Annotated in this window: 11 protein-coding genes; 8 read left to right on the top strand and 3 right to left on the bottom strand. The window is 74.3% G+C overall.

The window, feature by feature from the left end; all coding sequences use genetic code 11:
* Positions 1-49: 49 nt before the first annotated feature.
* On the bottom strand, positions 50-799 hold the full coding sequence (locus ACZ6Y7_RS11650; RefSeq protein ID WP_465757699.1) for a FadR/GntR family transcriptional regulator: 750 nt from the start codon (positions 797-799) through the stop codon (positions 50-52).
* Positions 800-1,021: 222 nt separating this feature from the next.
* Between ACZ6Y7_RS11650 and ACZ6Y7_RS11645 the strand changes: the two genes are divergently transcribed.
* The 5 genes from ACZ6Y7_RS11645 (at position 1,022) to ACZ6Y7_RS11625 (ending at position 6,875) form a co-directional block, all read left to right on the top strand.
* Positions 1,022-2,587: an amino acid permease gene (locus ACZ6Y7_RS11645; RefSeq protein ID WP_465757698.1), complete on the top strand. Its 1,566-nt coding sequence runs from the start codon at positions 1,022-1,024 to the stop codon at positions 2,585-2,587.
* A complete protein-coding gene (locus ACZ6Y7_RS11640) occupies positions 2,584-3,942 on the top strand; it encodes a glutamine synthetase family protein (protein ID WP_465757697.1) in 1,359 nt (452 codons plus the stop codon). The genes ACZ6Y7_RS11645 and ACZ6Y7_RS11640 overlap by 4 nt, the downstream gene beginning before the upstream one ends.
* Entirely contained in the window at positions 3,939-4,640 is a 702-nt protein-coding gene (locus ACZ6Y7_RS11635) for a gamma-glutamyl-gamma-aminobutyrate hydrolase family protein (RefSeq protein ID WP_465757696.1), read from the top strand. Before ACZ6Y7_RS11640 ends, ACZ6Y7_RS11635 begins: the two co-directional genes overlap by 4 nt.
* An 88-nt stretch (positions 4,641-4,728) precedes the next feature.
* On the top strand, positions 4,729-6,102 hold the full coding sequence (locus ACZ6Y7_RS11630) for an aldehyde dehydrogenase family protein (RefSeq protein WP_465757695.1): 1,374 nt from the start codon (positions 4,729-4,731) through the stop codon (positions 6,100-6,102).
* A gap of 5 nt (positions 6,103-6,107) precedes the next feature.
* Positions 6,108-6,875, top strand: coding sequence for a 3-oxoacyl-ACP reductase (locus ACZ6Y7_RS11625; RefSeq protein WP_465757694.1), 768 nt, complete (start codon positions 6,108-6,110; stop codon positions 6,873-6,875).
* Between the two features lie 99 nt (positions 6,876-6,974).
* Here ACZ6Y7_RS11625 and ACZ6Y7_RS11620 read toward each other — a convergent pair whose 3' ends face one another.
* Both ACZ6Y7_RS11620 and ACZ6Y7_RS11615 read right to left on the bottom strand, forming a co-directional pair.
* Positions 6,975-7,664: a phosphonatase-like hydrolase gene (locus ACZ6Y7_RS11620; RefSeq protein WP_465757693.1), complete on the bottom strand. Its 690-nt coding sequence runs from the start codon at positions 7,662-7,664 to the stop codon at positions 6,975-6,977.
* A gap of 4 nt (positions 7,665-7,668) precedes the next feature.
* Positions 7,669-8,430, bottom strand: coding sequence for a GntR family transcriptional regulator (locus ACZ6Y7_RS11615; RefSeq protein ID WP_465757692.1), 762 nt, complete (start codon positions 8,428-8,430; stop codon positions 7,669-7,671).
* A 162-nt stretch (positions 8,431-8,592) separates the two neighbouring features.
* On the opposite strand from ACZ6Y7_RS11615, the gene ACZ6Y7_RS11610 reads away from it, so the two are divergent.
* From ACZ6Y7_RS11610 to ACZ6Y7_RS11600, 3 genes are all read left to right on the top strand, one after another.
* The gene (locus ACZ6Y7_RS11610) at positions 8,593-9,786 is read left to right on the top strand and encodes a TIGR03364 family FAD-dependent oxidoreductase (protein WP_465757691.1); all 1,194 of its coding nucleotides are present in this window, start codon (positions 8,593-8,595) and stop codon (positions 9,784-9,786) included.
* Between the two features lie 302 nt (positions 9,787-10,088).
* Positions 10,089-12,815 (top strand): BREX system ATP-binding domain-containing protein, encoded by a 2,727-nt coding sequence (locus tag ACZ6Y7_RS11605; RefSeq protein ID WP_465757690.1) that lies wholly within the window; start codon positions 10,089-10,091, stop codon positions 12,813-12,815.
* A 243-nt stretch (positions 12,816-13,058) separates the two neighbouring features.
* Positions 13,059-14,024 carry an AraC-like ligand-binding domain-containing protein gene (locus ACZ6Y7_RS11600; RefSeq protein ID WP_465757689.1) on the top strand — a complete coding sequence of 322 codons (966 nt, stop codon included), beginning with the start codon at positions 13,059-13,061 and terminating at the stop codon, positions 14,022-14,024.
* The last annotated feature ends 60 nt before the right edge of the window (positions 14,025-14,084 follow it).

The raw sequence follows: 14,084 nt of genomic DNA, 5'->3' as shown, positions 1-14,084 counted from the left end.
GAGCGACGACCACCGCGGTCACGGGCCCCCGGTCCGGGGAGCCGCGGCCTCAGGCCAGGAAGGCGCGGAGCAGGGCGGCCGTCGCGGCGAGGTGCTCCTCGGTGGCGCGCCGGGCGGCGTCGCCGTCGCCGGTGAGGATAGCCCGGGTCATCGCCCGGTGCTGCTCGGCGGCGTGCTCGATGTTGCGGTCGAGCATGGGGATGGCGTTGAGCAGGTCGTTGAGCCGCATCCGGGCCTCCGCGATGGCCGCGGCCAGGGTGGGGGAGCCGGTGAGTTCGCCGATGGCGAGGTGGAAGCGGGAGTCCAGCTGCCGGTACTGCTCCGAGGGGGCGTCCTCCAGCTCGGCGAGCCGGCTCTCCAGGTGGGCGCGCTGGTCGGCGGTGAGCTCGCGGCGGGCGGCGGCCTCGGCGGCCCCGACCTCCAGCACCTGTCGGTACGTCAGGGCGTCCTCCAGCGCGCCGCCGAGGTCGCGGGCGGCCCGGCGCAGGTCGGCGACGTCGGGGGCGGGCATCCGGTAGGTGACGAAGGTGCCGCCGTAGCGGCCGCGGCGGGGTTCGACGCAGCCTGCCTGCTGGAGGGTGCGCAGCGCCTCGCGCAGGGTCTCGCGGCTGATGCCGAGCCGGGAGGCGAGTTCGCGTTCGGCGGGGAGGCGGTCGCCGTGGCCGAAGACGCCGAGCTTGATCGCCTGGAGCAGCCGCTCGACGGTCTCCTCGAAGGCGTTGCCGGTCCGGACCGGGCGGAAGATCGCGCCGGCCCGCCAGTCGAGCCGCGCGCGTTCTCGTGCTTCGTCCAGGTCCACGCCGGAATCGTACCTACGAGCGGGAGCGGCGACTCGTTGCGTCGCGTTCCCCCACTGCTCTTGACGCGGCCCCGGCCCAGCCGGAACGATGCTGCTCACCCACCCAATGGCCTGATTCCAGACCATTGAAGAGCCGTCCGACCGTCGAACCCGCCGGGGAGAGCGCGCCACGCCGTCGTGGCCGTGTCCGCTCCGGCACACCCTCAACCCCCAGGGGTGCCCATGACCGACGCACGCTCGCCCGACCAGCCTTCCCCCGTCGTGTTTCCGGAGAACACCGCCGCCGTTTCCGCCGACGAACAACGGCTCCGCGAACTGGGCTACACCCAGGAACTGGCCCGTTCGATGTCGGGTTTCTCCAACTTCGCCGTCTCCTTCTCCATCGTCTCGATCCTCTCCGGCTGCCTGACCCTCTACGGGACGGGCATGAAGACCGGCGGCCCGGCCCTGATCATCTGGGGCTGGCCGGTGGTCGGCCTGTTCACCCTCTTCGTCGGCCTCGCCATGGCCGAGATCTGTTCCGCCTACCCGACCGCCGGCGGCCTGTACTACTGGGCGGCCAAGCTGAGCCGCAGCCGCGGGCCCGCGTGGAGCTGGTTCACCGGCTGGTTCAACTTCCTCGGCCAGGTCGCGGTGACCGCCGGCGTCGACTTCGGCGCCGCGTTCTTCGCCAACGCCTTCCTGACGCTGCGCTTCGGCGTCGAGGCGAGCCCGGTGCACACCATCGAGATCTTCGCCGTCATCCTGCTGGTGCACGGCCTGCTCAACACCCGGGGGGTGCGCCTGGTCGCCGTCCTCAACAGCGTGTCCGTGTGGTGGCACCTGGTGGGTGTCGCGATCATCGTCGGCGCGCTCGCCGTGCTGCCCGACCAGCACGCCTCGGCCTCCTTCGTGCTCACCGAGTTCGTCAACGGCACGGGCTTCCAGAACCAGTTCTACGTCGCGATGCTCGGCCTGCTGATGGCCCAGTACACCCTCACCGGCTACGACGCCTCCGCGCACATGACCGAGGAGACCCACGACGCCGCCCGCTCCGGCCCCCGCGGCATCGTCAACGCCATCACCGTCTCGCTCGCCGCGGGCTGGATACTCCTGCTCGGCATCACCTTCGCGATCCGCGACTACGACGGCGCGCTCAACAGCGACACCGAGGTCCCGCCCGCGCAGATCTTCATCGACGCGATCGGCTCCGGCGGCGCCCAGGTCCTGCTGCTGATCGTCATCGGCGCCCAGTTCTTCTGCGGCATGGCGTCCGTCACCGCCAACTCCCGCATGATCTACGCCTTCTCCCGGGACGGCGCGCTGCCCGGCTCCCGCCTGTGGCACCGGATCGACCCCCGCACCCAGACCCCGACCAACGCGGTCTGGCTGGCGACCGGCGGCGCGCTGCTGCTCGGCCTGCCCGCGCTCTGGAACAACACCGCCTACACCGCCGTGACCTCCATCTCCGTCATCGGCCTGTACATCTCCTACGTCATCCCGGTGTACCTGCGGCTGCGCCAGGGCGGGGACTTCGACCGCGGCCCCTGGCACCTCGGGCGCTGGAGTCGGCCGATCGGCATCCTCGCGGTCGCCTGGACGGCGCTGATCACCGTCCTGTTCATGCTGCCCACCACCAACCCGATCACCGCCGAGAACTTCAACTACACCCCCGTCGCGGTGGCCGTGGTGGTCGGCTTCGCCGGCGTGTGGTGGCTGGCCTCCGCCCGGCACTGGTTCACCGGGCCGCACGTCCAGGGCCCGCCGACCGCACCCGACGCCCGCGACACCGAACTGGAGATCCGATGACCAGCCCCCGGCTCACCCTCGACGAGCTGCGCGCCCGCGTCGCCGACGGGTCCGTCGACACCGTCGTGCTCGCCATGACGGACATGCAGGGCCGCCTGCAGGGCAAGCGCCTCGCCGCCGACTACTTCCTCTCCGACGTGGTGCCCGGCGCCGCCGAGGGCTGCGGCTACCTGCTGGCCGTCGACGTCGACATGAACACCGTCGACGGGTACGAGGTCTCGTCCTGGGAGAACGGCTACGGCGACCTCGTGCTGCGCCCCGACCTCGCCACCCTGCGGTCGGTGCCCTGGCACCCCGCCACCGCCATGGTCCAGTGCGACGTCGTCCACCACGACGGCACCCCGGTCAGCGTCTCGCCACGGCAGGTCCTGCGGCGCCAGCTGGACCGGCTGGCCGGCTACGGCTGGCACGCCAAGGCCGCCACCGAGCTGGAGTTCATCGTCTTCCGGGACAGCTACGAACAAGCGTGGGACAAGGACTACGCCAAGCTGACCCCCGCCAACCAGTACAACGTGGACTACTCCGTCCTCGGCACCGGCCGGATCGAGCCGCTGCTGCGCCGGATCCGCAACGGCATGGCCGGCGCCGGGCTCACCGTCGAGTCCGCCAAGGGCGAGTGCAACCTCGGCCAGCACGAGATCGCCTTCAAGTACGCCGACGCCCTCACCACCTGCGACGACCATACCGTCTACAAGACCGGCGCCAAGGAGATCGCCGCCCAGGAGGGCTGCAGCCTCACCTTCATGGCGAAGTACGACGAGCGCGAGGGCAACTCCTGCCACATCCACCTCAGCCTGCGCGACGAGCAGGGCGCGCCGGTGTTCGCCGGGGACCGTCCGCACGGCTTCTCCCGCACCATGGAGCACTTCCTCGCCGGACAGCTCGCCTGCCTGGCCGACTTCGCCCTGCTGCTCGCCCCCACCGTCAACTCCTACAAGCGGTACGTGCCCGGCAGCTTCGCGCCCACCGCCATCGCCTGGGGCCGCGACAACCGCACCTGCGCCCTGCGGGTGGTCGGCCACGGCCCGTCGCTGCGCTTCGAGAACCGCGTCCCCGGCGGCGACGTCAACCCGTACCTCGCGGTGGCCGCGCTGATCGCGGCCGGACTGCACGGCGTCGAGCAGCAGCTGGAGCTCGAACCGGAGTTCACCGGCAACGCCTACGCCTCCGACGCTCCCCGGGTGCCCGCCACCCTGCGCGACGCGGTCGACGCCTTCGAGCGCAGCGCCGTCGCCACCGAGGCCTTCGGCAAGGACGTGGTGCGGCACTACACCCACGCCGGACGCACCGAACTCGCGGCCTACGAACGCGCGGTGACCGACTGGGAGCGGCGCCGCGGATTCGAGCGGCTGTGATCCGCGACGACCGCCGCCGACCGCTGATCGGCATCACCAGCTACCAGGACGAGGCCGCCTGGTCCGTCTGGAGGCAGCGGGCCTCCCTGGTGCCGCAGACCTACGTCGACGCCGTGGTCGGCGCGGGCGGCACCCCGGTGCTGCTGCCCCCGCAGCCCGGCGGGGCCGAGCACCTGCTCGACGCCCTGGACGGACTCGTCCTGGCCGGCGGATCGGACATCGACCCGGCGCGCTACGCGGCGGCCCCCGACCCGCGCACCGGTCCGCCCAACCGGGCCCGGGACGACTGGGAGAGCATGCTGCTGCACTGCGCCCTGACCCGGGACCTCCCGGTGCTCGGCATCTGCCGCGGCATGCAGCTGCTCAACGTCGAACTCGGCGGCACCCTCGTCCAGCACCTGCCCGACGGCAGCCACCAGGTCGTCCCGGCCCGCTTCGTCCGGCAGCGGATCGAGCTGGTGGACGGCAGCCGGCTGGCCGGCCTGCTCGGACCGGACACCGAGGTCTCCTGCTACCACCACCAGGCCGTGGACCGGCTCGGCGCCGGGCTGCGGGCCACCGCCCACAGCGCCGACGGCACCGTCGAGGCCCTCGAACTGGACGGCCACCGCTTCGCGCTGGGCGTCCAGTGGCACCCCGAGACCGACCACGACGACCTGCGCCTGTTCCACGCCCTGATCGCCTCCGCCACCCCCTGATCGCCTCCGCCACGCCCTGACCGGCCCGTCCACCGCCCCGACCCCTCGTCCACCGCCCTGACCACCGCCAGCCCCGGGAGAACCGCCCATGACCGAACCGGACCTCTTCGAGGTCGTCAACCCCGCCACCGAGGAGGTGATCACCACCGTCGAACTGGCCGGCCTCGCCGAGACCGACGCCGCCGTCGCCCGCGCCCGCACCGCCTTCGACAGCTGGCGCCGGGTGGCGCCCGCGGACCGGGCCCGGCTGCTGCGCGCCTTCGCCGCCGCCGTCGACGCCGACCGCGAGCACCTCGCCGCCCTGGAGGTCGCCAACGCCGGCCACACCCTCGGCAACGCCCGCTGGGAGGCCGGCAACGCCCGCGACGTCATCGAGTACTACGCCGCCGCCCCCGAGCGGCTGTTCGGCCGGCAGATCCCCGTGGCCGGCGGCATCGACGTGACCTTCCAGGAACCGATCGGCGTGGTCGGGGTGATCGTCCCCTGGAACTTCCCGATGCCGATCGCCGCCTGGGCGCTGGCCCCGGCGCTGGCCGCCGGCAACACCGTGATCGTCAAGCCCGCCGAGCTCACCCCGCTCACCGCGCTGCGCCTGGGCGAACTCGCCCTGCAGGCCGGGATCCCGGAGGGCGTGCTGCAGATCCTGCCCGGCCGCGGCCCGGTGGTCGGGCAGCGCTTCGTCACCCACCCCGACGTGCGCAAGGTGGTGTTCACCGGCTCGACCCGGGTCGGCAAGGAGATCATGGCGGGCTGCGCCGCGCAGGTGAAGCCCGTCACCCTCGAACTCGGCGGCAAGAGCGCCAACATCGTGTTCGCCGACGCCGACCTCGCCAAGGCCGCCGCCACCGCGCCGTACGCCGTCTTCGACAACGCCGGCCAGGACTGCTGCGCCCGCTCCCGGATCCTGGTCGAGGCCTCCGTATTCGAGGACTTCCTGGCGCTGCTGGAGCCCGCCGTCCGCGGGGTGCGGGTCGGCGACCCGAACGACGAGAAGACCGAGATGGGTCCGCTGATCTCGGCCGCCCACCGGGCCCGGGTCGCCTCGTACGTGCCGGACGGCGCGGCCGTCGCCTTCCGCGGCAGCGCGCCCGAGGGGCCCGGCTTCTGGTACCCGCCGACCGTCCTCGCGCCGGTGGCGCACGACGACCGCGCCTTCACCGAGGAGGTCTTCGGCCCGGTCGTCGCGGTCGTCCCGTTCCGCGACGAGGAGGACGCCCTGCGGATCGCCAACGCGACCGAGTACGGCCTCTCCGGCTCCATCTGGACCAGGGACCTCGGGCGGGCCCTGCGGGTCTCCCGCGGGGTCGAGGCCGGCAACCTCTCCGTCAACTCGCACTCCTCGGTGCGCTACACCACGCCCTTCGGCGGCTTCAAGCAGTCCGGGCTCGGCCGCGAGCTCGGCCCGGACGCCCTGGACGCCTTCACCCAGACCAAGAACGTCTTCATCTCCACGGAGGAGTGATCAGCATGACCCAGCGACTCGACGGCCGGGTGGCCGTCATCACCGGCGCGGGCAGCGGCATCGGCCTGGCGACAGCCCGCCGGTTCGCCGCCGAGGGGGCGAAGGTGGTCTGCGTCGACCTCGACGCCGAGACCGGAGCCAAGGCCGCCAACGAGGTCGACGGCCTGTTCATCCAGGCCGACGTCACCGACGAGGCGGCGGTGCGCGACCTCTTCCAGCGCGCCGTCGACGAGTACGGCCGGCTCGACATCACCTTCAACAACGCGGGCATCTCCCCGCCGGACGACGACTCCATCCTGACCACCGGCCTGGACGCCTGGAAGCGGGTCCAGGAGGTCAACCTGACCAGCGTCTACCTGTGCTGCAAGTACGCCATCCCGCACATGCAGCGCCAGGGCAAGGGCTCGATCATCAACACCGCCTCCTTCGTCGCGGTGATGGGCGCGGCCACCTCGCAGATCTCCTACAGCGCCTCCAAGGGCGGGGTGCTGGCGATGTCCCGCGAGCTGGGCGTGCAGTTCGCCCGCGAGGGCATCCGGGTCAACGCCCTGTGCCCCGGCCCGGTGAACACCCCGCTGCTGCAGGAGCTGTTCGCCAAGGACCCGGAGCGGGCCGCCCGCCGCCTGGTCCACATCCCGCTCGGCCGCTTCGCCGAGCCGGAGGAGATCGCCGCGGCGGTGGCCTTCCTGGCCTCCGACGACTCCTCCTTCATGACGGCCAACACCTTCCTGGTGGACGGCGGCATCTCCGGCGCCTACGTGACCCCGCAGTAGCGGGCGGCCGGGGCGGACCGCCGAGGGCGCCGGACGACGCGGACGACGCGAGCCGCCGGGGTGCGATGTCACCCCGGCGGCTCGCGTCGTCGGTACGGCTCAGGCCGCGGGCCTGGCCTCGGCGAGCGCCGGGATGTCGGCGACGCTGTCCAGCACGTAGGTGTGCGGGTGGCCCTCGAAGTCGGCGCGGGAGAGCTCGCCGGTCAGCACGCTGACGACGACCCCGGCCCCGGCGTTGGCGCCGGCCTCGGCGTCGACGACGGTGTCACCGGCGACCAGCACCCGGCGGGTGTCGATGACCCCGGTCTTCTCCATCGCCCGGTGGATCATGTGCGGCGCCGGGCGCCCGCGCGGCACCTCGTCCGAGGTGACGACCGCGTCCAGGTTGCCGCCCTCGCCGACCGACCAGCCCAGCGACTCCAGCAGCGGATAGGCCACGTCGTCGCTGAAGCCGGTGGTCAGCGCCACCTTGATGCCGCGCCGGCGCAGCTCGGCCAGGGCGGCCTCGACGCCCGCGATGGCCTGCGGGGGAGTGGTCCGGTAGGCCTCGCGCAGGTACGCGGCGAACGCCGCGTAGCTCTCCTCGACCAGCTCCGGGGTCGGGGTGCCGCCGCCGAGGCGGACCAGGGCGGCGATGGCCTCGCGCTTGTCGGTGCCCATCCAGGTCTGCAGGTCGGCCTCGGCGACGGTGACGCCGGTCCGCTCGACGGCGGTGCGCAGCGCGCGGTAGACGGCACCGGCCTCGTCGACGGTGGTACCGGCCATGTCCAGGGCGGCGAGCTCGATCACGGTGTCAGTCCTCTTCGGTGCGGTAGCGGCCGATGACGGTACGGCCTTCGATGGTGTTCTCGATGGTGAAGGTGGCCATGGCCGGCAGGTAGCGGTCGTCGGCGTCCTCCAGGGGCACGCCCCGGCTCGACGTGGTGAGCCGGCGCACGCGCAGCAGCGGCGCCCCGGCGGCGACCCGGAGCAGCTCGGCGTCCTGCGGCCCGGCGGCGACGGCGTCGATGGTGTGCCGGGCGTGGTGCAGGTCGACCTCCCGGCGCAGCAGTTCCTGGTAGACGGACCCGGTGTCCGGGTCGAAGTCGAACAGGAAGCGCCCGACCTCGTGGACGAAGGTGGAGCGCTCCAGCATGGCCGGAACGCCGTCCAGCAGCCGCAGCCGGAGCAGTTCGACGACCGCTTCGCCCTCGTCGAGGCCGAGCCGGGCGGCCACCTCCGGGGTCGCCCGGCGGCGGGCCACCTCGATGGTCGTCTGCCCGGGCTCGCGGCCGATGGTGCGGGCCCACTGGGTGAAGGACAGGAAGGTGCCGAACGGCTGGGAGGGGGCCGCGCGGCGGGCGACGGGCGGTTTGCCGCGGCCGCCGGACAGGCTGCCCTCGTTGCGCAGTATGGCCAGGGCCTGGCGGACCGGCCCGCGGGAGGTGCCGAACTCGGCGCAGAGCTGGGACTCGCTGGGCACCGGCTCACCCTCGGGCCATTCGCCGGTCTCGATGCGCCGGCGGAACTCGGCGCCGAGCCGCTGGTGGAGGGGGAGGTCCTCACTTGTCTTCACAAGTTGACTATGGCACCCGCGGATGGGACTTCTCAAGCCGGTCCACCTGGTCTTTTCCCAGGACAACCGGCACCGTCCGGTGGCCGTCGGGGAGATGAACGAACGGTAACTTGTATAGACACGTCTTGACCGGCGAGGTCGACAGTGATCGAATCCGGTGTCATGAGCAGCAGCACCGCACCCACCACCGCCTCCGCCACCCCCCGTACGCCCGCCGGCGACCCCGGCCGCAGCGACGTGGTGATCGTCGGCGCCGGCATCATCGGCCTGGCCCACGCCTTCGAGGCGCTGAGCCGTGGGCTCTCCGTCACCGTCGTCGAGCGCGACCGGCAGCCCGTCGGCGCCTCGATCCGCAACTTCGGACACTGCTGCATCAGCGCCCAGGACGGCCAACTGCTCGCCCTCGCCCAGCGGTCCCGCCCCGGCTGGCTGCGCGCCGCCGAGGCCGCCGGCATCTGGGCCGCCGAGGCCGGCACCCTGGTGGTGGCCCGGTCCGCGACCGAGGCGGCCGTCCTGGAGGAGCTGCGCGCCGAGCGCGGCGGCGACGCCGTCGAGCTGCGCACCGCCGCGCAGACCGCCGACCTGCTCGGCCGGGCCGACGGCACGGCCGACGACCTGGTGGGCGGCGCGCTGCTGCCCGCCGACCTGCGGGTGAACCCGCGCGAGGCGGCGCCCGGCCTGGCCCGCTGGGTGGCCGGGCAGCCGCGCGGCCGCGTCCTGTGGGGCACCGCCGTCACCGGCGTCGAGTCCGGGACGGTCCACACCACGCGCGGCCCGGTGCACGGCGACCGGATCCTGATCTGCGTCGGCCACGACCTGGACTACCTGTTCCCGGACATCGCCGAGGACCACGGGATCCAGCGCTGCCGGCTCACCATGGCCCGGGCCGAAGCCCCGGCCGGCTTCCGCACCGACTCCGCGGTGCTGACCGCCACCTCGATGCTCCGCTACGACGCCTTCACCGCCCGCCCGTCGGCCGCCCGGCTGCGCGAGGAGGTCCTGGGGCACAGCGCCGACCTGCTGGAGATCGGCGCCAACGTGATGTTCACCCGGCTCCCGGACGGCACGGTGCTGGTCGGCGACTCGCACCACTACGACGCCACCACGCCGCCGTTCGTCGACGAGCGCACCCACGAGCTGCTGACCGGCGCGGTCGCGGAGGTCCTGGGCGTCGAGCGGCTGCGGATCCTCGAACGCTGGCAGGGCGTCTACGCCAGCAGCTCCCGCCGCCCCCTGCTGGTGCGCGACCTGGCTCCCGGCGTCCGCGCCCTCTCGGTCACCTCGGGCATCGGCATGACGCTGTCCTTCGGACTCGCGGCCGCCACCTTCGACGACACCCTCGCCCCGACCACCTGAGCCGTCCGCCCGGACCCCGCCCCGACCCCGTCCCGACGCGACCCGATCCCGTTCCGACCCCGTCCCGATCCGTCCCGATCCCGTCCGGGACCGCCCGGCGGCCCCCGCCGCCGGCGCCGGCGCCCCCCGCGGGGAACACCGGCGCCGGCTCGCGGGCTTCACCCCGGCCGACCGATACCGTACGGGCATCACCGCAGACCAGAGCCCCCTTCCCGGCGGGACACCTGGCAGCCGGGCCCTCCGGCGGGCGGTAACCTGGGGTGCCCGGGGAACGGGCGGACCAGACCCGAGGGGGATGAGGAGTGGCGCAGGACAGGCGGCTTCCGAGCCTGGTCGGACGGCAGCGCGAGACGGAGCTGCTGACCGCCGCGCTGGTCCAGGCCGTGGACGGCGGGAGCGGTTCCACGGTGCTGCTGCGCGGCGAGGCCGGCGTCGGCAAGAGCACGCTGCTGGCCTGGGTCGAGCACGCGGCGCGCGAGCGCGGCTTCACCGTGCTGCGCGCCGTCGGCGCGGAGGCCGAGACGGACCTCGCGTTCGGCGCCCTCCACCAGGCCTTCTGGTCCCCGCTCCAGCGTTCCGGCGCCCTGTCCGCCCACCAGCGGGAGGCCCTGGAGAGCGCGCTCGGCGTCCGCTCCGGCACGCCGAGCGGCTTCGCCGTCGGCGCCGCCGCCCTGGTGCTGCTGGAGGAGGCGGCGCGGACCGCACCCGTCCTGCTGCTCCTGGACGACCTGCACTGGTTCGACTCGTCGAGCGCGACCGTCTTCGCCTTCCTGCACCGGCGCTGCGCCGACCTCCCGGTGGTCATCGTCGGCGCCACCCGCCCGGACGGGACCGCCGCCCAGACCTGGTCGGCCGAGGCCGTCGACCTCCAGGCGCTGCCCCGGGCGGACGCCGCGCTGCTGCTGGGCACCAACCACCCCGAACTCGCCCCGCCCGCCCGGGAGCGCGTGCTGACCGAGGCGGCCGGCAACCCGCTCGCCCTGGTCGAGCTGCCGCGCCAGCTGGCGGCCGCCCAGCAGCGGGGAGCCGCCCCGCTGCCCGAGCGGCTGCCGCTGGGGCGCAAGCTGGAGCGGATGTTCGCCGAGCGGCTGGAGGCCGTGACGCCCGAGGTCGGCCGGCTGCTCCTGCTCGGCGCGCTGGCCGCCGGCTCCGAGTCCGGCAGCGGCGAGTGGCTGCGCGCCCTCGCCGACGACAACGCCCGGGAGATCCTGGAGCGGATCGAGGCGGACGGCCTGGCCCGGCTCGACCCGGCCGGGCAGCTGGTGTTCCGTCACCCCCTGGTCCGCACCGCCGTCGTCTCCGCCGCCTCCGACACCGAACGCCGGGAGGCGCACCGCGCGCTGTCCGAAGCCCTGGCGCCGGACGACCCCCGGCGGCTGGTCCACGAGGCGTCCGCCGCCCTGCTCCCCGACGCGGACCTCGCGCACCGCCTCCAGGAGGCCGGCCGCGACCTCGCCGACCGCGGCGGCGACGCCGAGGGCGCCCTGCTGCTCGAACGCGCCGCCGCGCTCAGCCCCGGCTCCTGCGACCGCGTCCGCCGGCTCACCTGGGCCGCCGTCATGTCCGCCCGCGGCGGCCAGCTGCGCCACACCGCCGCGCTGGTGGAGGAACTGAAGAGCAGTACCGTCCCGCCGGACATCGCCCCGCTGTTCTCGTACGCGGTGGTCTACGCCGACCAGAGCCACCACGTCGACTTCGAGTCCTCGGCCGCGCTGCTGCCCGCGGCCCTCGACACCCTGACCGCGCCGGGCGCCGACACCTTCGGCGGGCTGGTCGAGCAGGCCTACTTCAAGCTCCTGCTGGCCGCCACCTACACCGACGACCCGTGGGCCTGGCGCGCCCTGGAACGGCACCGGGAGAACGTCTCGGAGGCGGGCCGGCTCTGCCTGCGGGCCTGGACCGACCCGGGCCCGGACGCGGCCGCCGCGCTGCGGACGGTGGCCGAGGGCATGACGCAGGAACAGGAGGCCGGCGCCGCCTGGCTGCTGCTGTGGACCGCCTCGGCGCTGGACTGCCCGGTGGGCGACCTGTGGCAGCGCTTCACCGGACTGCACGGCTACGCCACCCAGGGCTCGGTGGCCAAGGCCAAGTGCCACCAGGACTACCTGCTCGGGCACTGGGACCGCGCGGCCGTCTGCCTGCGCGAAGCCGAGATCGCGGACGAGCTCGGCTACCACACCAACGCCCTGATGTTCCGCCAGTACCACGCCCACTTCCTGGCCGGGCGCGGGGACGAGGCCGGGCTCCGGGAGGTCGAGCGGACCATCCGACCGGTCGCCACTCGCGCCCGGATGCGGTACGTCCTCGACCGGCTGACCCACCTGCGCGGCCTGGCCGCGCTCGCCCACCGCCGCTACGAGGAGGCGTACGCCCACTTCTGCGAGCTCACCCCGCCCGGCCGCGTGATCGGCGGCCCGCCCTGGCACCACGCGCTGGTCCTCGACCTGGTGACGGCCGCCGTGCACACCGGCCGGCGCGAGGAGGCCCGCGCCCATCTGGCGGCCGGAGCCGCCGCCCGCTCGGCGGAGATCTCCGACCGCCACGCCTTCCTGTACGCGGCCGCCACCGCGCTGGCCGCCGAGGACGACGAGGCCGACGCCGCCTACCGCGCCGCCTACGCGGTGCCGGGCGCCGAGCAGTGGGCCTTCGACCTCGCCCGCCTGCGGCTGGCGCACGGGTCCTGGCTGCGCCGGCGCCACCGGCCCGGCGCCCGGGAGGCGCTGCGCGCGGCCCGCCACGTGTTCCGCCGCCTCCAGGCCGACCCCTGGGCGGCGTGGTGCGAGGAGGAGCTGCGGGCCGCGGGCGACTCGGTGGCCCAGGCGCCGGACGCACCGGCCGAGGGTGCCGCCGAGCTGACCGGCCAGGAACTGCGGATCGCCCGGCTGGCCGCGACCGGTCTGACCAACAAGGAGATCGGGCGCCGGCTGCAGTTGTCGCCGCGCACCGTCGGGGCCCACTTGTACAAGATCTTCCCGAAGCTCGGCATCACCACGAGGGCGGCCCTCGCCCACGCCCTCGACGGCGACTGACCCCCACGCGCCGACTCGGCAGTCCACCCTGCGCCCCCTCCGGCGCACCCGTCAGCCCACCCGCCGCAGCACCCTCCCGACCTGCCGGAACACCCGGCCGGGCGCCCCGTGCCGCCCGCCTCCACCGGGCCCCGCCGTCCGCCGTCCGAACACGACAGTCAGATGACCTACCGGCCCGTCGCGCGGACCCCCCAGGCTGGGACCGTGCGGGAGGTCCGGCGGCGGAAGGACGGTGAGACGGGCGTGCGGGTGACGACGGCGGCGGTCGCGGACGGTGAGAAGGCGGCTTTCTGGAGCGGGGCGGTGTCGCGGACGCTGGTGCCCCTGGAGGTGCGCCCGCACACCGGTCGCCCGTTCGACGGGCTGCTGGAGTCGCACCGGCTCGGGTACGTGCGGATCTCCACCCTGGAGGCGGACGCCGCCCGGCTCACCCGTACGGCCGCGCTGATCGCCCGGGTGCCGCGGAGCGAGCCGCAGGTCGGGGTCGGCGTCCAGGTCTCCGGCCGGGCCGTGCTGGAGCAGGACGGGCGGCGCGCCGAGGTGCCGCCGGGCGGGCTGGTCCTGTACGACACGGCGCGGCCGTACGCCGTGGACTACCCGGAGCGGTTCCGCACCCACCTGTTCCACGTGCCGCGCCGCCTGCTGGGGGTGCCGGAGAGCGAGCTGCGGCACGCCTCGGCCACGGCCGTCGGGCCGGCCGAGGGGTGCGGACCGGTGCTGCTCTCCGTGCTCGGCGTCCTCGCCTCCTCCGCGCCCAGCTACCCCACGCCGGTCGGGGACCGGCTGGCCGGCAGCGTCGCCGACCTGTTCAGCGCGCTCATCGCCCAGCTGGCGTCGGCCCGCACGGCGGACGAGCCGGTCGGCCCCAACGCCCACCTGGTGGACCGGATCCGGGCCCACATCGACCGGCACCTGGGCGACCCGGGCCTCACCCCCGAACGGATCGCGCAGGCCCACCACATCTCGGTGCGCTACCTGCACCGGCTCTTCGAGGGCGAGGGCGTGACGGTGAGCCGCCTCGTCCAGCAGCTCCGCCTGGACGCCTGCGCCCGCGAACTCGCCCGGCGCGGCCGCGCCGTCCCCACCGTGTCGGTGGTCGCCCAGCGGTGGGGCTTCGTCAACCCGGCGCACTTCAGCCGGACCTTCCGGGCCGCGTACGGCGTCTCGCCGCGCGAGTGGCGCGCCCTGCGGCACGACGACGCCGGCTGACGAGCCGCCGACCCGCCCGCCGAAGGGCACGAACAGGCCACCACGGCCGGGGCACACACG

This window comes from Kitasatospora sp. NPDC053308 (assembly GCF_055585785.1).
This window is presented reverse-complemented; position numbering and strand designations above follow the sequence as displayed.

What these genes read in the sequence shown, in the direction of transcription:
- ACZ6Y7_RS11640 (WP_465757697.1), top strand. Translation starts at nt 2,584, where the DNA reads ATGACCAGCCCCCGGCTCACCCTCGACGAGCTGCGCGCCCGCGTCGCC.
- ACZ6Y7_RS11645 (WP_465757698.1), top strand. Translation starts at nt 1,022, where the DNA reads ATGACCGACGCACGCTCGCCCGACCAGCCTTCCCCCGTCGTGTTTCCG.
- ACZ6Y7_RS11610 (WP_465757691.1), top strand. Translation starts at nt 8,593, where the DNA reads ATGAGCAGCAGCACCGCACCCACCACCGCCTCCGCCACCCCCCGTACG.
- ACZ6Y7_RS11630 (WP_465757695.1), top strand. Translation starts at nt 4,729, where the DNA reads ATGACCGAACCGGACCTCTTCGAGGTCGTCAACCCCGCCACCGAGGAG.
- ACZ6Y7_RS11625 (WP_465757694.1), top strand. Translation starts at nt 6,108, where the DNA reads ATGACCCAGCGACTCGACGGCCGGGTGGCCGTCATCACCGGCGCGGGC.